At 66.5% G+C, this 18,640-nt stretch carries 16 protein-coding genes; 10 read left to right on the top strand and 6 right to left on the bottom strand.

Going from position 1 to position 18,640, the window contains the following annotated elements; all coding sequences use genetic code 11:
- Positions 1–62: 62 nt before the first annotated feature.
- The 7 genes from G7Z99_RS02960 (at position 63) to G7Z99_RS02930 (ending at position 5,127) form a co-directional block, all read left to right on the top strand.
- On the top strand, positions 63–704 hold the full coding sequence (locus G7Z99_RS02960) for a glutathione S-transferase family protein (protein ID WP_181091870.1): 642 nt from the start codon (positions 63–65) through the stop codon (positions 702–704).
- Between the two features lie 30 nt (positions 705–734).
- Entirely contained in the window at positions 735–1,433 is a 699-nt protein-coding gene (locus G7Z99_RS02955) for a LuxR family transcriptional regulator (protein ID WP_181091868.1), read from the top strand.
- 125 nt (positions 1,434–1,558) lie between these two features.
- Positions 1,559–2,752 carry a pyridoxal phosphate-dependent aminotransferase gene (locus G7Z99_RS02950; RefSeq protein WP_181091867.1) on the top strand — a complete coding sequence of 398 codons (1,194 nt, stop codon included), beginning with the start codon at positions 1,559–1,561 and terminating at the stop codon, positions 2,750–2,752.
- The gene (locus tag G7Z99_RS02945; RefSeq protein WP_181091865.1) at positions 2,745–3,257 is read left to right on the top strand and encodes a DUF6190 family protein; all 513 of its coding nucleotides are present in this window, start codon (positions 2,745–2,747) and stop codon (positions 3,255–3,257) included. Before G7Z99_RS02950 ends, G7Z99_RS02945 begins: the two co-directional genes overlap by 8 nt.
- Complete coding sequence (locus G7Z99_RS02940; RefSeq protein WP_181091863.1) at positions 3,250–4,050, top strand: dihydrodipicolinate synthase family protein; 801 nt, start codon at positions 3,250–3,252, stop codon at positions 4,048–4,050. The genes G7Z99_RS02945 and G7Z99_RS02940 overlap by 8 nt, the downstream gene beginning before the upstream one ends.
- A complete protein-coding gene (locus G7Z99_RS02935) occupies positions 4,047–4,895 on the top strand; it encodes an iron-containing redox enzyme family protein (RefSeq protein ID WP_181091861.1) in 849 nt (282 codons plus the stop codon). The genes G7Z99_RS02940 and G7Z99_RS02935 overlap by 4 nt, the downstream gene beginning before the upstream one ends.
- Entirely contained in the window at positions 4,888–5,127 is a 240-nt protein-coding gene (locus tag G7Z99_RS02930) for a Rieske (2Fe-2S) protein (protein ID WP_181091859.1), read from the top strand. Before G7Z99_RS02935 ends, G7Z99_RS02930 begins: the two co-directional genes overlap by 8 nt.
- A gap of 75 nt (positions 5,128–5,202) precedes the next feature.
- On the opposite strand, the gene G7Z99_RS02925 is transcribed toward G7Z99_RS02930, so the two are convergent.
- Complete coding sequence (locus tag G7Z99_RS02925) at positions 5,203–6,492, bottom strand: DUF2254 domain-containing protein (protein WP_181091857.1); 1,290 nt, start codon at positions 6,490–6,492, stop codon at positions 5,203–5,205.
- A gap of 187 nt (positions 6,493–6,679) precedes the next feature.
- Here G7Z99_RS02925 and nhaA point away from each other — a divergent pair, with 187 nt between their 5' ends.
- Complete coding sequence (gene nhaA / locus G7Z99_RS02920) at positions 6,680–8,050, top strand: Na+/H+ antiporter NhaA (protein ID WP_181091855.1); 1,371 nt, start codon at positions 6,680–6,682, stop codon at positions 8,048–8,050.
- A gap of 163 nt (positions 8,051–8,213) precedes the next feature.
- Positions 8,214–8,393 (top strand): DUF2986 domain-containing protein, encoded by a 180-nt coding sequence (locus G7Z99_RS02915; protein ID WP_181091853.1) that lies wholly within the window; start codon positions 8,214–8,216, stop codon positions 8,391–8,393.
- A gap of 43 nt (positions 8,394–8,436) precedes the next feature.
- Here G7Z99_RS02915 and G7Z99_RS02910 read toward each other — a convergent pair whose 3' ends face one another.
- Entirely contained in the window at positions 8,437–10,260 is a 1,824-nt protein-coding gene (locus tag G7Z99_RS02910; RefSeq protein WP_181091851.1) for an NAD(P)/FAD-dependent oxidoreductase, read from the bottom strand.
- Positions 10,261–10,510: 250 nt separating this feature from the next.
- Here G7Z99_RS02910 and G7Z99_RS02905 point away from each other — a divergent pair, with 250 nt between their 5' ends.
- Positions 10,511–12,439, top strand: coding sequence for a sigma-54-dependent Fis family transcriptional regulator (locus G7Z99_RS02905; RefSeq protein ID WP_181091849.1), 1,929 nt, complete (start codon positions 10,511–10,513; stop codon positions 12,437–12,439).
- Between the two features lie 587 nt (positions 12,440–13,026).
- Here G7Z99_RS02905 and G7Z99_RS02900 read toward each other — a convergent pair.
- From G7Z99_RS02900 to G7Z99_RS02885, 4 genes are all read right to left on the bottom strand, one after another.
- On the bottom strand, positions 13,027–14,043 hold the full coding sequence (locus G7Z99_RS02900) for a DUF2314 domain-containing protein (RefSeq protein ID WP_181091847.1): 1,017 nt from the start codon (positions 14,041–14,043) through the stop codon (positions 13,027–13,029).
- A gap of 331 nt (positions 14,044–14,374) precedes the next feature.
- Positions 14,375–15,037 (bottom strand): hypothetical protein, encoded by a 663-nt coding sequence (locus G7Z99_RS02895; RefSeq protein WP_181091845.1) that lies wholly within the window; start codon positions 15,035–15,037, stop codon positions 14,375–14,377.
- The gene (locus G7Z99_RS02890; RefSeq protein WP_181091843.1) at positions 15,030–15,656 is read right to left on the bottom strand and encodes a hypothetical protein; all 627 of its coding nucleotides are present in this window, start codon (positions 15,654–15,656) and stop codon (positions 15,030–15,032) included. Before G7Z99_RS02890 ends, G7Z99_RS02895 begins: the two co-directional genes overlap by 8 nt.
- Before the next feature lie 384 nt (positions 15,657–16,040).
- Positions 16,041–18,557, bottom strand: a complete 2,517-nt coding sequence (locus G7Z99_RS02885) for a TonB-dependent siderophore receptor (protein WP_181091841.1) — start codon at positions 18,555–18,557, stop codon at positions 16,041–16,043.
- Positions 18,558–18,640: the final 83 nt, after the last annotated feature.

The raw sequence follows: 18,640 nt of genomic DNA, 5'->3' as shown, positions 1-18,640 counted from the left end.
TTGCGGGATGCACTAGGGATAATGCAGACTCATTGCAAATGCAACCACAAGGATGGAACCTGATGAGCAGCGATGTCCCCTTTCGCCTGTACACCGCCGACACCCCCAACGGCCAGAAGATCTCCATCGCCCTGGAAGAGCTGGGTTTGACGTACCAGCAGATCGACGTCGACCTGGGCAAGAACGAACAGAAGCAGCCAGACTTCGTCGCGCTCAACCCCAACGGCAAGATTCCGGTGCTGGTCGATGTGGCGCACGAGCGCCCACTGTTCGAGTCGGCGGTCATCCTCACCTACCTGGCCGAGCTGCACGGTCGCCTGGGCGCCGAAGCCGACATGGACCGCTGGACGGTGCAGCAATGGCTGGCGTTCCAGGTCGGCAGCATCGGCCCGATGCTCGGCCAGCTGTGGTGGTTCCGCCATGGCACGCAGACCGTCAACGAACAAGCACTGGAGCGCTACACCAAAGAGTCGCTGCGCTTGTACGGCGTGGTCGAGAGCCAATTGAAGCAGCGTCCCTATATAGCGGGTCATCACTACAGCATCGCCGACATCGCGCTGTTCACCTGGCTGCGCACGTTCGAGGAGCTGCACCTGGACCTCGAACCGTTCCCTGCCGTGCGCACCTGGCTCGCCACCCTCGAAGCGCGCCCGGCGGTCCAGCGCGGCCTGGAGCGCTCGCGCCACAACGTGACCACGCCGTGACACCTGTCTGCCTGAAACGAGGCACCGCGCATGATGACGCCTACGCCGTTTTTCATCCGGCCTGGCCAGGACCCCAACCTGGCCACACTGATCCAGCTGCTGCCGTCGGAAATCGACTGCCCGTTCACCTATGGCACCCTGGATAAACGCACCCTGAGCCTGTCGAACTTCCTCTCGAGCTTCCCCATGGCCTGGCAGCGGGACTATTGCCGCCAGGCGCTGTACCGCGTCGATCCGATCGTGGCCCATGCGGTCGAGAGCGTCGCGCCCTTTTCCTGGCGCGAGGCCTGGCAACGCCGACGGGTACAGGGCCAGGCCGCCTATGATGACCTGATCCGCGAATGTGCGCTGGAGGATGGCTACACCTTCGTGGTGCATGACCCGCACCAGCGCATGGGGCTGCTCAGCCTGTTCAACCGCGAGCGCAACCCGGACTTCCACACCGAGGTGCGACGCGTCGAAGGTGCCCTGCAACTGGCGCTGGTGGCCTTCCACAGCCAGGTGAACGCGCCGCCGGCCGCGCCGCTGGCCAGCGACCAGCCGTTGACGGTGCGCGAGCACACGATCTTGGGCTGGGTCGCCATGGGCAAGTCCTACAGCGAGATCGCCTGCATCTGCGACATCCGCGAGCGCACCGTCAAGTTCCACATGGCCAACGTGGTGCGCAAGCTGGACGTGCACACCGCCAAGCAGGCCGTCTTCGAGGCCTCGCGCCTCGGGCTGGCCTGACCGGGCCTCGGTCGGGGCGACGCAGCGCTCCGACCTGTACCTAGGTGCAGTTACACAAACCCGCACCGCGCACAATGATGAAGGGGCACTACAGGTCTAACCCAACAATAAAAGGACTTGCCCCCATGACGCTGTCAGCCCAGCCTGCCCTCTCCCGTGAAACGCCCGTGCTCGAGGACATCACCCAGCACGAGATTTCCGCCCTCAAGACGCGCCACAACCTCGCCGATGCCCATACCCATCAGCACCAGAGCGCGACCCAGGCCGAGATCGTGCGCCAATTGCCGCACTTGTGGGACCGTGCGCAGAACCTGACGCAGTACGAGAGCGAACAGGCATTCATCAAGGCGTTCTACACCTTCCATGGGCAGCACCACGCGCTCGAGCGCAGCGACGAGATCTACCTGGTCTACGCCGCCTCGATCGCCATGCACATCACCGCCACCTTCCTGCGCAAGCACGACATGCGCGTGGGCCTGATCGAGCCGTGCTTCGACAACCTGCACGACCTGCTCAAGCACATGGAAGTGCCGATGTCGCCGCTGCCCGAGGCCATCCTGGCCGACCCGACCCAGGTCTACCGCCTGCTGGAAAAGCACGCCCATGGTTTGGACGCGATCTTCCTGGTCGACCCGAACAACCCCACCGGCAGCTCGATGTTCGCCGACGGCCCGGAGCCATTCATCGAGGTGGCCCGCTACTGCCGTGACCACGGCAAGCTGCTGATCCTGGACTTCTGCTTCGCCTCGTTCCTCAAGGTCGGCAACCGCCAGCGCGTCGATGCCTACGCCCTGCTGGACGAGGTGGGCGTCGACTACATCGTCATGGAAGACACTGGCAAGACCTGGCCCCTGCAGGACACCAAGTGCGCCTCGCTGATGTCCAGCGCACGCCTGAACCCGGAAATCTACAGCATCGTCACCAGCGTGCTGCTCAACGTCTCGCCGTTCATCCTGCAGGTGGTCACCGCCTACATCGAGGACAGCCAGGCCGACGGCTTCGCCTCGGTGCGCGACGTGCTGCAGGCCAACCGCCGGACCGCCCGCGAGTACCTCGACGGCACGCTGCTGCGCTACATCGAGCCGGCCATCGAGACCAGCGTGGCCTGGTTCGAGATCCAGCGCGAGGACCTGTCCGGCGACGCCCTCCAGGCCTATCTGCTCGAGTACCAGGCCTATGTGCTGCCGGGTCGCTACTTCTTCTGGAGCAACCCGGAACAAGGCCGTGGCTACGTGCGCCTGGCCCTGGCGCGTGACCCGGACGACTTCCGCGCCGCGATGCAGGTGATCCGCCAGGCGCTGGAGGCCTACCATGGTTGAGCGTATCCCTCTCATCGACGCGACCGTCTTCATGGGCATGCACCATGAGGACCCGCACCTTCGCGCGCGCACCCTGGCGTTCTTCACCGAACGCTACGACCGCCAGGTGCGCATGAACTTCAGCCAGATCGGCCTATGCGACGCGATCATCTGGAAGAAGGACCGCGCCTTGCAGGACCTGTACTACCCGTTCATGGACGTGCTGCACTCGGACATGGACATCCTGCGAGTGGGCTACAGCGAGGCCGTGCTCGAACGTGCCGCCAACGACCCGGCCCTGACGATGCTCTCGCCCGTGCAGCGCCTGCAGGCCGCCCAGGTCCTGGAAAGCGAATCGCCCTTCTACACCCACGATCCCGACTACGCACGCTGCGAGGTGCTGCGGCCCTTCCTTGCACGCTTCGACGACGCACCGAGCACCCGCGGCTTCCCGACAGCGCTGCAGGCGCTGTATCAGGCCTCGTTGGCGCTGCGCATCGCCACGGAGGACTTTCGCGATGTCTAGCTCGAGCGTACTGGTGCCCCTGGTGACCCCGCTGGACCCGCAGGGCAACGTCTGCCGGCAGAGCGTAGAGCGCCTGATCCGGGCCTGCAGCGCCCACGTCGACGGGTTCATCCCCTGCCTCACTTCCGGCGAAGGCTGGAGCCTGTCGACCGAGCAGTGGTCGGACATGCTGCGCCACACCCTGGCCTGCGCAGGCGCCACGCACCGAGTCATCGTCGGCATCGAGCTGGCCACCACCGAGGCGGTGATCGAGCGCGCCGCCCTGGCGGCCGAGCTGGGTGCGCGGGCGATCATGGTCACCTCACCCTTCGGCGGCCAGCTGAGCCAGGCACAGCTGGTGGCGCACTATCGCGCCATCCAGGCCGCCTCGGACCTGGAGCTGCTGGTCTACAACGAAGCGGCGCTGTCGGGGAACGAAAAGAGCCTCGAGACCTTGCTGGCGATCGCACGACTGCCGCGCGTCACCGGCCTGAAGGATTCGCCCTCCGCGCCACGTACCCAGGCGCAGATCGACCAGCTCCGCCAGGCCGGTCTGGCCTACTACCTCGGCTGGGAGAAGGACCTGGCGGGCGAGCACGTCAGCGACGGCAACGTCGTGTCGCTGGCCAACCTGGAGCCTGCGCTGTGCCGGGTGGCCTGCCAGCCACGACAGCCCCATGTGGCCACGCAGATTGGCCGTCTGGACGAGCTGTTTTCCCTGGGCGAAGACGACTGGTACGCGCACGTGAAGCGGGAATTGTCGGCCCGCGGCGTGCTGGGCTGTGCACTCACCACACAGGAGCGACGCGCATGACTGCTTCGCAGAAAGCCTTGTTCCGCGCCAACCGCGCGCACATCGAACACCTCACCCCTGTCCCGGCGCAGCTGCTGGAGTTCGAGCGACGCTGGATCGATACCACGATCGCCGAGAACCTGACCGAGCAGCAGCCGGCCTCGCTCAGCGAGCTGCGGCGCATGCTCGACGCCCTGGTGGCACAGGACAAAGCCGACGAACCGCCGACCGCACGGTATGTGGCCAACGACATGACCCGCGACGAGTTCAAGATCCTGGTCCAGGAGTTCGCCCTGGACGGGCTGACCGAAGCGCAGGTGTTCTACCACCTCATGCCGCGCCTGAGCCTGTCGGCGCAGATGCCCATGCTGCGCATGATGATCGACGAGTTCGGCTCGGGGAACATCAAGCGCTCGCACACCACCCTGTACCAGGTGCTGCTCGAGGAACTGGGCCTGCCGACCGACCTGGAAAGCCATATCCAGGCCAATGGCGAGGCGGGCTGCTCGTTCCCCAACATGTTCTGCTGGCTGACCATGCGCGCCGACGATCCGTCGTACTTCGCCGGGGTGATCACCTACTTCGAGACGGTGGTGCCGTTCTTCTTCGGCTGCTACACCGCCGCCTGCGAGCGCCTGGCCATCGAGGCGCACCTGTACTACAGCGAGCACGTGCACATCGACGTGTTCCATGCCCTCGAAGGCCAGCGCCTGCTCAAGGCCATGGACAACGACGGCCAGCTCGACCCGGTCAAGGCCTGGCAGGGCATCTGCATGGGCCGGGCGATCACCAACCATGCCTTCGACGAAGCGGTGTACAAGGCCCAGGCCAGCCGCCAGCCGACACGGGAGCCTGCCCATGCATGAAGACACGGAGCTGGCCCTGCGCCCGTCGACCTTCACGGTGCAGGTCGGCCAGGACGCCTACGAGGTCTCGAGCCTGTGCCCGCACCGCCAGGGCTGGCTGGAGCACGGCACCGTCAACGCCCACCGGCGCACCATCATGTGCCCGCTGCACTTCTCGGTGTTCAGCCTGGAGTCCGGCGAGCAACTGACCGGCCCGCCGTGCGGCAACATCCGTTCACGCAAGCTCACCTGAAGCGTGGGCGCCGGGCTCTTCCCGCCCAGGCCCGGCGCCCTGGGCAGCGATGCTCGATGACCTGACGCATCGGTCTCAGCCCGGGCGCAGCTCGAAGGTGGTGGCCGCCAGCGCCCTCAGCTGGTCCTTCTCTCGCGGCAGCACCAGGGACCGCTCGGCGTGAGCCAGCAGCAGTTCGGCCTGCCGGGCGCACGCGGCCTTGAACAACGGTGGGTTGATCTGCGACAAGCTGATCAGCGCCTTCAGCAGACGCAGGTCGATCTCCAGCAGGCCTGCCCCGTCGCGACTCAGTGGCGCAAAGAAGTCGTCGAACAGGTCATCGACATGCAGGCCGCGCACGTACACCCGGTCGCACCCTGGCTCCCGCTGCGCCGTCATCGCCTGGGGCTTGCCCCAGCAGGCCAGGGTCCTGACCCCGCGCCCGATCACGTCGATGGCCGTGCCAGGGTCGTTGGTGGCCGGCGACAAGGCCCGCGAAGCGATCTCCGAGAGCACCGAGATGCCAAAGCGTGGGTCGTGCTCGAAGGTGCGGCGCAGACCGATGGTCAGGGCACCGCGCACCTTTTCCAGGGCCTTTTCATCGTCCAGCAGGGCCGAGCCGTCCAGGGGCACCAGTCGGGCCAGGGGCAGGCCTTCGTGGACGAAGCTGCCCGGCAGCACCTCCAGGTAGATCAGCAGGCCCTTGTCCTGGGCGATGGCGCCCAGCGCCTGCACGTCGATGTGCTGCACGTAGCCGGTCTGCAGGCTCGCCAGCGAGCGGGCCGTGGCCGGCACGACCAGCTCACGGGGATACGCCACCGCGCCCAGGTAGGGCCAGCGGGCCCGCTGGCCGAGCGAATGCATGGCCGCCGCCTCGACCCGGTCGATGGTCTCGCCGACCCGGCCGAGCTTGGACAGGTGGTCGATCCAGCGCAGCAAGGTGTAGACGATCAGCAGGATCACCGCCAGCGTCACCACGAACAGCAGCGCCCGGCCCTGCGAGCCATAGACCCCGGTGCTCAGGGCGATGATGCCGACCAGGCTGAACAGGAACGAGCCGATGAAGGTGGCCAACGCGTTCTGGGTGGCGCTGTCCTCCATGATCAGGGTGGTGGCCCGTGGGGTCACGCCGCTGCTGGCGGCGCTGTAGGCGCTGACCATGGTGCTCAGGGAGAAGGTGGTCACCGCCAGCATGCTCGAGGCGATGATGCCGAGGATCTTGTCCACCGCATCGGCACCGATGCGCGTGGGCAGCGAGGCCGGGATCAGGTCCTTGAAGACCACGGCGAGCAGGGCCGTGACCACACCCAGCAGCGAGAACAGGGTCGCCCTGAACCACAACCGCTTGGTGAATCGACTCAGTATCCAGCGCCAACGGGCAATCATACGGGCTTCTCCAAGGTCCTCGACTGCTCGATTGAGCCCTGCAGCGACCGTTTCGTTCAGTCCTGCAGGGCCGATCGTTTGCATCGGCCGGCGCTGCGCCTTTATCATCGCCGCGGGTGCGTCGCGGCATAGGGCTGAGCGCAGGTTAAAGTTGACACGTTGGTCGGGCCGCCAATGGAGACTTGCCGTGTCCGATCGAAACCTGACCCCACCCCCGATTCCTCGCCCGCAGGTCCTCACCGAGCGTGCCCTGTCGGCCGTGGAGCGTTTCTTCCACATCGAGGCCGTCAGCGGCATCGTCCTGCTGCTGGCCGCCATCGCCGCGCTGATCTGGGCCAACAGCCCGGCCGCCGAGAGCTACGAACACTTCTGGCACCTGCCGCTGACCTTGGGCATAGGCCCCTACTCGGTCTCGCCGTCGCTGCACTTTCTGGTCAACGACGGGCTGATGACGATCTTCTTCCTGGTCGTGGGCGCGGAGATTCGCCAGGAGATCAAGGACGGTGCCCTGGCCAACCTGCGCCTGGCGACCCTGCCGCTCGGCGCCGCCCTGGGCGGTGTGCTGATGCCCGCCGCGCTCTACCTGGCCTTCAACCACGGCAACGTGGCCAGCACCGGCTGGGCCGTGCCCACCGCGACCGACATCGCCTTCGCCGTCGGCGTGCTGGCCCTGCTGGGCAAGTCGATCCCCAGCGGCGTGCGGGTCCTGCTGCTGGCGCTGGCGATCATCGACGACATCGTCGCGATCCTGATCATCGCGGTGTTCTACACCGCCAGCCTGGATTACCTCGGCCTGGTCGTCGCGGCCGTGGGCGTGCTGCTGGTCCTGCTGCTGCAACGCATGGGCGTGGGCAAGGCCTACGCCTACATCGTGCCCGGCGCGATCGTCTGGTTCGGCCTGCTCAAGACCGGCGTGCACCCGACCCTGGCCGGCGTGCTGCTCGGCCTGATGACCCCGGTGGCCTCCAAGCCGATGACCGAACGCCCGCTCGAGACCATCCAGCGCACGCTGCACGAGCTGGTCGACCGCTTCTCGCACCGCGGCCCGGATCCACAGGCGGTCGCCGAACCGCTGAAACAGCTCCGCCACGCCCAGCGTGAAGTGCTGCCGCCGGTGCAGCGCGTGCAGATGGGCCTGCACCCCTGGGTGGCCTACGTCATCATGCCGTTGTTCGCCCTGGCCAACGCCGGCGTGAGCCTGTCGGGCGTGGATCTGAGCGAGTCGGTGTCGCAGCACGTCTTCCTCGGCGTGATGCTGGCCCTGGTGCTGGGCAAGCCGCTGGGCGTGCTGCTCGCCAGTGTCGTGCTGGTCAAGCTGAAGGTCTGCGCGCTGCCTGAAGGCGTGACCTGGAGAGGCGTGACGCTGGTCGGTCTGCTGGCAGGGATCGGCTTCACGATGTCGATCTTCATCGCTGCCCTGGCCTTCTCTGACCCGGCCCTGCTGTCGGCGGCCAAGCTCAGCGTGCTCGCGGCCTCGACCCTGGCCGCGGTGCTGGGCGTGTGCTGGGGCAAGGCGACGTTCGGCAAGGCCGGCGCCGCTCGACCAGGCGCGGTGTAAGCGCCGGCGCCCGGCGGCCCTCTTGAGGTCGGTCGCCAGGCGCCACGCCGTTTTTCCGACGGCGCGACCGTGTGGGGATCAACGAAACGGGGAAGCTCGCGTATCATGCGCGCCATTGCGCAGGCCTGGGCCTGCCGCCCCTCCGATCGATGAGCCGCACCCCATGAACCGTCAGAAAAAACTCCAGCAATTGTTCAAGGCCAATGCCAAGAAGGCCAGCGCCAAGCTCGCGCCGCGCAACAAGAACCCGTACGTCAGCAAGGCCGACCGGGCGAAGGCGGCCGAGACAGCGGCGCAGGCCTCGACCGAATCGACCGAGCCTGCATCCGACCTGCACGACTGAAGGCGCTCGGGCAGCCGCCGATGGCTTCTGCCCCCGCCTGCCGTCAACCGACGTGATGCACCGCTGCCTGCCCGTACACCGGTGTCGCCAGCCCTTCGAACCGTGCCTTGAGCTGCAGCGCCAGGTACAGCGAGTAATGCCGCGACTGGTGCAGGTTGCCACCGTGGAACCACAGGTTGTCCTGCTGGGTCGGCTTCCACATGTTGCGCAGCTCGCCTTCGTACGGGCCGGGGTCCATGGTGGTCCCGGAGCCCAATCCCCAGCAGCGTCCGACCTTGTCGGCCACTTCGGGCGAGATCAGCTTGGCCGCCCAGCCGTTCATCGAGCCATAGCCGGTGGCGTAGACGATCAGGTCGGCCGGCAGACGGCTGCCGTCGGTCAGCACCACCGCATCGGCTTCGATCCGCTCGACGCCCAGGCCCGGCGCGCTCTTGAGACGGATGGTGCCGTCGGCGATCAGCTCCGAGGCACCGACATCGATGTAGTAGCCCGAACCACGGCGCACGTACTTCAGGAACAGGCCTGACCCGTCATCGCCGAAGTCGAGCATGAAACCGGCCTTCTCCAGCCGTTCGTAGAACGCCTGGTCACGGGTCTTGATCGCCTCGAACAAGGGCCGGTGGAAGCTGGGCATGACCTTGTAGGGGATCGAGGCGAACAGCATGTCGGCCTTGTCGGTGGTCAGGCCGGCGGCCATGGCGTCTTCCGAGTACAGCCCGCCGAAGACCAGCTCCATCAGGCTGTCCGAACGCACGATGTGGGTCGAGGAGCGCTGCACCATGGTCACCTCGGCGCCGTTCTCGACCAGGTCGGCGCAGATGTCGTGGGCCGAGTTGTTCGAGCCGATCACCACGGCGCGCTTGCCGCGCCAGGCGTCCCCGCCGGGATGGCGGCTGGAGTGGTGCTGCTGGCCGAGGAACGTGTCGGCGCCAGGGAAGCGCGGCACGTTGGGCACGCCCGACATGCCGGTGGCGAGGATCAACTGCGTCGGGCGCAGCACCCGCCGCTCGCCGTCGCGTTCGACCTCCACCGACCAGGTGCCGGTGTAGTCGTCGAAGCTGGCGCCGAGGCATTCGGTGCGGGTCCAGTAGTTGAGCTCCATGACCTTGCTGTACATCTCCAGCCAGTCGCCGATCTGGTCCTTGGGCGTGAAGATCGGCCAGTGTTCGGGAAAAGGCAGGTACGGCATGTGGTCGTACCAGACCGGGTCGTGCAGGCACAGCGACTTGTAGCGGCTGCGCCACTGGTCACCGGGGCGTTCGGCCTTGTCGATGATCAGGGTCGGCACGCCGAGCCGCTTGAGCCGCGCGGCCAGCCCTAGTCCACCCTGGCCGCCGCCGACGATCAGGCAATAGGGCTGGGTGGTGATGCCCAGCGAGGCCTCTTCGTCGCGACGGCGTTCGAGCCAGTTGCGCCGGTCGGCGTGGCCGTGGCCATGGTTCGCCCCCAGGGGGCGACGGCGCCCGGTGGGCTCTTCGAAGCCCTTGAGTTCACGCATGGCGGTGAGCAGTGTCCAGCAGCGGCCGTCCTTGAGGCGGACGTAGCCCTTGCCGCGGGCGACGTCGGACTCCAGGCTGATCCAGCCTTCGAGCACGCCGTTCTCCTGCTTGGCCTCGCCTTCGAGTGTCCAGTTCTGGGGATGCGTGAGGTCCAGGCGTGCCTCGAGCATCTCGCGGATGGCCGGCTTGCCTTCGAGGGTCACCAGGTTCCAGCTGAACAGCAAGAGGTCGCGCCAGTGGCATTCATCGCCGAACAGCGCGAGCGCGCCGTCCAGGTCGCGTTGGGTGAGGCGGTCGTTCAGGCGTGCGACCCAGTCCGCGAGGTCGGTGGTCGGGGTGTGCAGAGGGGTGTCGAGGGCGACGTTCATGGGGGCTTCTCCCTGATTGTTGTTGTCGTGGCGCAGGAGCTGGAGCAAAGGTCGGGCCAGCTCGCCAAAGGCCGCGTCGCAGAGCCTTCGCCGTCGTGACGGGCTTGCCCTGCCACGCGGCTGACGCCTGGGACTGTCACGTTCGCGTGAATGGTCGATGACAGAGTGTCACCCCAGGGCCCGGCAGACGGGGGCGAACTTGGCTAAGCTGCGAGCAGACCGGTACCAGCGAATTGCGGAGCCCCTGCCCATGACGTCTGCCTCGATCGACACCCATGCCCAGCACGTGCTGCAAGCCATCCAGGGCGACCCCTCCGCGCCCGGCCTGCTGGCCGATGCGGCCATCACCCGCTCGTGGCGTCGCTGCCTGGACCAGCATCACCTCGACCCCGCCAGCCCCCGCGCGCCGAACGTGCTCGAACGGCCGCGCCTGCAGGATCATCGCGCCCCGCTCGACGCTGTCATGGACGTCGCGCGCTGGCAGATGAACAGCCTGCACCGGCAACTGGGCGAGGCCGATCACGTGGTGCTGCTGACCGACGCCCAAGGCGTGGTGATCGACAGCGTCTACCGCGACGCCGAACGTACGGCCTTTCAGCGCGCCGGGCTGTGGCTGGGCGCGGTCTGGCGCGAGGACTGCGAAGGCACCAACGGCGTCGGCACCTGCCTGGTCGAGCGGCAACAGGTGAGCATCCGCCGTGACGAGCATTTTCGGGGCCGCCATGCCGGCCTGAGCTGTTCGGCCAGCCCGATCTTCGACCCTCACGGCGAGCTGCTGGCGGTGCTCAACCTCTCCAGCGCCGGACCAGGCCGGGACGCCTACCAGGCCCAGCACGCCATGGCCCTGACCCACCTGTCGGCGAAGCTGATCGAGAGCTGCTTCTTCCTCGGCCACGACCCGCAGGGCTACCTGCTGCGCCTGCACCCGGACGCCCGCTTCGTCGGGCTGCTCGGCGAGGGCCTGGTCGGTGTCGACGACACGGCCTGCATCCGCTCGATCAACCAGGCCGCACTGGACCTGCTGGGCCTGACGCGTGAGCAGGCCGAGGGCTGTCGCCTGGCGACCCTGCTCGCCACCCCCGTCGACCACCTGCTTGCCCAGGCCTGCGCACAACCGGGGCTGGCCCTGCCGGTGCGCCTGGCGGACGGGCGGACCTTCTACGCCCAAGTGCGAGCCCCGCTCGCGCCGCGCCCTCGACCTGCGCCGATACCGGCCAGGCCTGCTCTCGGTGACCCTCACCTGTGCCTGGAAGACCCACGCCTGCAGCGCAGCCTGGCGCGTGCCGTGCGTGTGCTGGAGCGCGATGTGCCGGTTTTCTTGCATGGCGAGACCGGCACCGGCAAGGAAGCCTTCGCCACCGCCCTGCACCGCGCCAGCACGCGCGCCGACCAGCCCTGGGTGGCGATCAACTGCGCCGCCATTCCCGAGACCCTGATCGAGAGCGAACTGTTCGGCTACCGCGGCGGCAGCTTCACCGGTGCGCGCAAGGAAGGCATGGTCGGCAAGCTCGAACAGGCCCATGGCGGCGTGCTCTTCCTCGACGAGATCGGCGACATGCCCCTGGCGTTGCAGACCCGTCTGTTGCGCGTGCTCGAGGAGCGCCAGGTGGTCCCCTTGGGCAGCGCGACCGCGCGACCGCTGGACGTGCGGGTGGTCAGCGCCAGCCACCAGGACCTGCGCGAGCGCGTGGCGGACGGGCGTTTTCGCGAGGACCTGTACTACCGCCTGTGCGGCTTCAGCGTGACCCTGCCCCCGCTGCGCGAGCGCACGGACAAGGGCCCGCTGTTCGACCGCCTGTGGCGCACCGAGACCCGGCACGAGGCGCTACGTCTGGACATTGGCGTGAAGGACCGGCTGCTGGCCTACGACTGGCCCGGCAACGTGCGGCAACTGCGCACCTGCCTGAAGACGCTGGCGGCGTTGGCGGTCGAGGGACGGGTGAGCCTGGAGGACGTGGCGGAGGTGCTGCCCGAGTTGATGACGCCCGAGGCGGTGGAAGACGACCCGCTGGGACGATCCGAGCACGATACCTTGTTGAAGCTGATCGAGGCGGAGCGCTGGCACATCGGTCGCGTGGCCACCCGCCTGGGGCTGAGCCGCAACACGGTGTATCGCAAGCTGCGTCAGCATGGGATCACTCGGCGAGCTACCACGGGCGGGCTGCAGCCTGAAGATTAGGATGCGGGAACATGGATCGTTCGGTAGGGCTGGGCGTTCGAGGAAGGTAGACCCCGCTCGTGAGACACGCGGCGCTCACGGCCCCATCGCGGGCGAACCTTCATCTGCGCATGGCTGGCGATTCATGTGGCTGTACGATCGCAGACCACCTGATGCATGGGGTGAGCTGATCTCATGGGCCTTTTCAGGCCCAATCGCGGCACGGGGGCCGCTCCTACACCCGTAGTTCCACCGTAGCGCTACAAGCCAACGCGCTCCCTCTGTAGGAACGGCCCCTGTACCGCGATTGAGCCCGTAGGGCCGCTCACACCCGTAGTTCCACCGCAGCGCTACAAGCCAACGCGCTCCCTCTGAGCGGCCCCTGTGCCGCGATTGAGCCCGTAGGGCCGCTCACACCCGTAGTTCCACCGCAGCGCTACAAGCCAACGCGCTCCCTCTGTAAGCGGCCCCTGTGCCGCGATTGAGCCCGTAGGGCTCATGAAATCAGCCCACCCACTGCCTCAGTCAAACGTCCGTCAGTCCCGCCCAGCAGCCTGCCAACGCGACCAGCCTCCCCGTCACCACAATTTCCCATCCACCCGAACGCCCTAACGTATCAACCACCACACCACGACAGCCACGACAGCCACCCCTACCCCCACCACCCACCGAGGCAACCCCGTTGCCTGAGGCGGTGCCTGAACCTGCGCCTGCGCATGCCCCTGCCTTCCTGCCTGGGTAGACGCCTCCACCTCCTGCTCAGGCCGCACCTGCGCCGCCGCCTTCGCCTCGACCACCATCAGCGCCTCCTCGCCCCGCAACAACCGCGCCACCCGCGGCCACCCCGCCTGCTCCGCCAGCTGCACCGGCGTCTGCCCTGCGACGGTTCGTGCCGACGCATCCGCCCCATGGCGCAGCAAAGCACTCACCATCGGCGCGTTACCCGCCAATGCCTCCCGGTGCAACAGCGACCAACCTGCCTCATCGACGTCGGTCACCGCGCCTGGGTGCTCGCGCAGCATGTCGTCCATGCTCGCGCTCATGTTCACGGCCATAGGGTGATCCCCCTCCTCCAACCGTTTCAGCGCTTCCTGGTCGGCGGGCGTGTCCAGCGCCCTCGACAACCGCACACGCGGCTGCCCTTCCGGCATCATCGTCAACTCCACGGCGCCAGGCGGCCCGAACTCCAGCCCCCACGCCGCATCGTGCTCGGCACGCTCGCCGTCCGCCATCTCGCTGCGCATCGCATCGACGGTGAAGCCGCCGAACACCACCTCGCCACAGACGTACATCCAGTCGTTGAGCGCCGCGAACGGCAGCGTCACCCGCTCGGACGCATCGAAGCCTGTGGCCCACTCCGGTTCGTTGAGCAGCATGCCGCTGATGGAGGCGCCATCGAAGTCGACCTCGTTCAGCCACATGTTCTCGACCGTCGGCACTTCAGGGTCATCACTGTGAACGGGGAACGACATCTTCACAGCGGCCAGGCTCAGGCCCTTGACGATCCGGCGTGACTCCCAAGAGAGCTCGCGCCAGAAGAACTTGAAGGTGGCCTGGGCGTTGGCGACGGCGGTCTGCAGGGCTGGGCTGTCGCCGCTGGTGGTGTAGATGGTTTGTTCGGTCATGGGAGGGACATCCGTGTATGGATTGGAAAGTGGGTTGGAAACCTAGTCAGACCCGAGATGGGAGGACGGGTTCTGAGTCCTGGTAGATGGCTGAAGCCACGACGGCATTATCGAACGAGGCAGGCCGAGCACTTTTGCGCATCGACGAGACGAATCCGTCAGATGCCAATCCATTGGCCACAGCGGATAGACGTTGCATCAAGCTGACAACAACGCACAGTCTGCGCCTGAGGCAAAACGAATGCGCTCGGGCACAGGCGTAGCCTCTGATCACTCACAAGCCAAGACGGTGCGAACACATGGCAATTCGAACTGGTGGGCCTCGCCCCATTCAACTAGACGCATTCCATCGCTCCGCCTCCGGATACAGCAACCCGAGCGTCCGCCGCGCCTGGGCCGCTTCGAGGTAGGGAAACAGCCGCTTGATCACGCCGTCGATGTCCAAGCGCTTGCCCGCCACCGTGGGCCCACACATCCAGACCTTGAGTTGCAGACCCCCGGCGATCGGGTAGGCGTCGGGCGCCATCAGCGACTTGAAGCACGCCGGTGTCAGCACGGGCAGTGCACTGAACCCCGAACGGCAGAACAGCAGGCTGAGGGTCAGGTGCTTCTGATCGACGTCGAAGCCATCGAAGGTCACCCACGGCACCGGCTCCAGGGCGTTGGCGAAACGCAGCGTATCGCGGGTCACGGCCAGCACGCACTGACCGTGCCGGCGGCGCAGGGCTTCGGCCAGGGCCAGCCCCGCCAGGCCGGGCAGCAGGAACAGCAGTGCCACGCTCACCATCAGCACGAGCAAGCCTGCCGAGAGCTGCGCCGCCAGTACCGCCGTCGCCTGCAGGAGCCAGCCGCCTACGGCCACCAGCGACCCGCTCACCACGGCGCAGGCGATGGCCTTGCCCAGAGAAGACTCGTGGATCGCGAACGATTCGGTCGGCCCGTCCGCAGCGTCCTGCAGCATGTCCAGGTGGGCCTCGCGGGCAGCCTCATCCATGGCGCTGAAGCTCGTCCAGACGCTGCTGCGCCTGCGCGGCATCGCGGTAGGCGCCCAGCAGCGCGCTCACCTCGTCGCGGTTCAGCGTGCGCCCGCCGCTGGCCAGGCCCGCCGACAGGATGCGCACCTGCGCTTGATTCGGCTCCACCAGCGCCTGGTTGCAGAACGCCTGCATCTTCACCACGCGGTGAGTCGGCAGGCCGTCGGCGTCGCTCAGGTGCAGGGTCTGCTTCAGCATGCCCATGGCTTCCTTGTCCACCTCGATGTGCTCGACCTTGGCCAGGTCCACCGGGCCATCCAGGGTATCGACGAACAGCTGTCGACGGGTCAGGCGCATGAACACATGGCGTCCGGCCTGGCGGTGCTGCCAGGTGACCCAAACGGCGCCGAGCAGGAGAAAGGCGCAGCAGGCGATCAGGTCGAGACGGCCCATCAGGAGGGTGATGCCCAGCAGCACCAGCAGACCCACCACGGCGACCGGGCCCCAGATCTTGTAGACGGTGGAGTTGGTGAATGGGGTCTCTTCAGGTACGCGCTCGATGACCTGCTGGAGTTCGGTGATGACGTGCTGGCGTTGGGCGGCCTGGGGCGTGGGGGCGCGGTGTTCAGGGGTGGTCATGGGTCGGTCCTGGTCATGCCCGGAGCCAGTGCTGCGCGTCGACATCGTGGGCTGGCGGGCTTGTCGGACGCGAAGACGTTGCCGAGAAGAGCGCAAAAGGACGATGACGCAGGCAGTGCTGGCGGGCCTGGAATAAAAGAGGACGGACATTGAAGTCAACGGACGGGAGACTGGCAACGGCGGCAGGCGTTGGGCACATCAAATGGGCCGTCGCTCACAAGAGAGGATGCTGAAAGTGTGCGGACGTTAACAGTTTGTCGAGGGGCGAAACTCAATGGCTCAGGGCAGTGCACCGGTCCGTCCGCGTGGGGTTTTGGGCAGCGCCTGATTCCCTTCGTCCTGGAACGCCCGACGGTCGAGCCGGGCGTTTCATTGCGTGCTGGATTACCAGAAGGTCCCGCGCAGGGTCAGCGTGAAGTTGCGCGGCTCGCCATAGTAGTTGCCGTATTCGGAGGTCCCGACGCTGGCGTAGTAGGTACGGTCGAACAGGTTGCGGCCGTTGAGCGCCACTGTCCAGTGCTCGTCCGCCTGGTACTCGACCATTGCATCGTAGACCGCATAACCCGATTGGCTGAAGTCGTAGTCGTGACTGTCGATCGGATTACCGACATTGTCGAAGCGATAGGCCTTGCCCGATACATAGGTGGGGCTGGTCGCCGTGACACCGCCACCGACGCGCCAGGCCGACAGTGAGCCTGGCAGGGTGTAGACGCTCCAGAGCTTGAGCAGGTGCTTAGGCGTGATCGAGCTGTGCAGCGTCGTCTCGGTGTCGTTGCGTACCTGGTTATAGGTGTAGCCGGCCAGTACCTGCCAGCCCGGCGCAAGCTCGCCACTGGCCTCCAGATCGATCCCTTTGCTGGTGACCTTGTCCTGGGCGAGGAAGCAGCAGGCGCCGCTGTAGCCGAAAGGCGGATCGGGGTAGGCCGGGTCGGTCACGGCCTGGTGTTCACGGGTCATGTAGAACAGCGCAGCGCTGACGTTCAGCGCGCCTTCGAACAACTCGCCCTTGATCCCGGTTTCGTATGCCCTGCCGGTCATGGGTTCGATAGAGGTCGGTGCCTCTTCTGGCGCCTGCATGTTCAGCGACTGCGGCTTGAACATCTCCGAATAGCTGGCATAGGCCGACCACTGATCGTCCAGGGCATAGATCACGCCACCGTAAGGTATCAGCGTGGTGCCCACTCGGTCATGGACAGGGTCATCCGTCGTCCAGCCACCCGTGCCGTCGGTGTTGGCAGCCGTGCTGTAGGCATGCTCGAACGCGTAGCGCTGGGCACGCGCGCCCAGCACCAGCTTCAGCGGGTCGGTCAATTGCAGGCGCAGGGTCGAGTACACCCCATACTGCTCTCGGGTGTTGGGGGAATAGTCACGCCAGAATTGGCGGCGGGTCCCGGTATCCGGCAGCGGTGTGGCGCTTGGATTCCACAGGTCGATCAAGCCGCCCTTGCCATTGACGCCCAACGCGGCACGCCAGCGGCTGGTGACCTTCTGGTAGTCCGCGCCGAGCAGAAGTTCATGCCGACGCCCGAAGGCCTCGAAGCCGCCGGAGAGGTTCACGTCGAATACCGACTGCTGGCTCCAGCTGGAAACATAGCTGCCCCACCAGTAGGTACCGGTGTTGGTCGTTTCATCCACCGAGCCGTAGGGAATGACGCCTTCGGTGTTGGCCGTGTTGAAGGAGTGCGTGTAGGAGGTGTTGAGCGTCCAGTCCTCGTCGATGTGATGATCGAGCTTGGCGAACCATTCGCGCGACTCACTATCGCTCCAGGCCCGGCCATTGGTGAACCAGCGGTGCCGCGGCAGCTTCAGGTCGCCGCCGGTGCTGTAGCGTGGCAAGCCGTCGCCCGTGCCGTTTTCCTTGACCTTGTCATAGCTGCCGCCCAACGTCAGCAAGGTATCGTCCGTCAGGTCCGCCTCGACGATGCCATACACGAAGGGCTTTTCGGTGCTGCGCTCGTCCATGAAATACTGACGATCGGTGTAGGCGGCGACCGCCCGACCGCGCAAGCGTCCCTCGAACCCCAGCGGGCCGGTCAGGTCGATTTCGCTGCGGTAGTTGTCCCAGGAACCGGCCGAGGTGTTGAGCTTGAGCTGGTAGTCACCCATGGGACGCTTGCGCACCAGGTTGACGATCGCCCCCGGGTCCCCACTGCCGCCCAGCAGCGCGCTGGCCCCTCGTAGCACCTCGATGTGATCGTAAGCGGCCATGTCGTATTGCCGCTCACTGTAGAAGGTGCCTACCCCCGTGCCGATGTCCATGGGCGCGGCGCCGTCGATCTGCACGTTGTCGATGCCGAAGCCGCGGGAGTAGAACGCCAAGGTGTTGTAGTTGGCATTGCGCAACGTGATGCCGGGGGCGCGTTTCATCGCATCGGACAACGCGGTCATGCGCTGGTCTTCGATCATCTGCTGACTGATGACCGACACCGCCTGGGGCGTGTCCTTGAGGCTGACCGGCGTCTTGGAGCCTACGCTGACCAGGCCTGTGGTGTAGGAGCCGCTGTTCTCGGTGGCCTCGCCCATGCCCTGCCCTTGAATGGTGGTCGCATCCAGCTCCAGGGAGGTGCTGCCCAACGGCGCTTTCTCGATCAGCATCACATCACCGCTCAAGGTGCCGCGCAGCCCCTGGTCGCCGAGCAGCTGCGCCAGCCCCTGGTCGACCTCGAAGCGGCCATGCAAGCCTTGCGACTGCCGATCGGCCAGGACATCGCTGGCGACCACCAGGCGCAGGCCCGCCTGATCGGCAAAGCGTGTCAGCACCTGGCCGAGCGGGCCGGGGGCGATCTCGAAGACCTGGACATCCCGTGGTTGGCTGGCCGCGTTCACCTGAGCCGTCATGGTCATGGTGCCAGCGGCGGCAAGGGCCAGGCTCAGGGCCGTCTGTTTGATGATGTGCTGCATGCGTCTCCCCCGACGAAATGAACGAATAACAATCGTTCTCGACAAGAAAGACGTCGGTCCTCGTCAACCTGACAGCGCCCTGC

The organism is Pseudomonas entomophila, assembly GCF_013523165.1.
Taxonomy (GTDB): domain Bacteria; phylum Pseudomonadota; class Gammaproteobacteria; order Pseudomonadales; family Pseudomonadaceae; genus Aquipseudomonas; species Aquipseudomonas entomophila_A.
The sequence above is the reverse complement of the archived record's forward strand: the minus strand, read 5'-3'. Positions and strand labels throughout refer to the sequence as shown.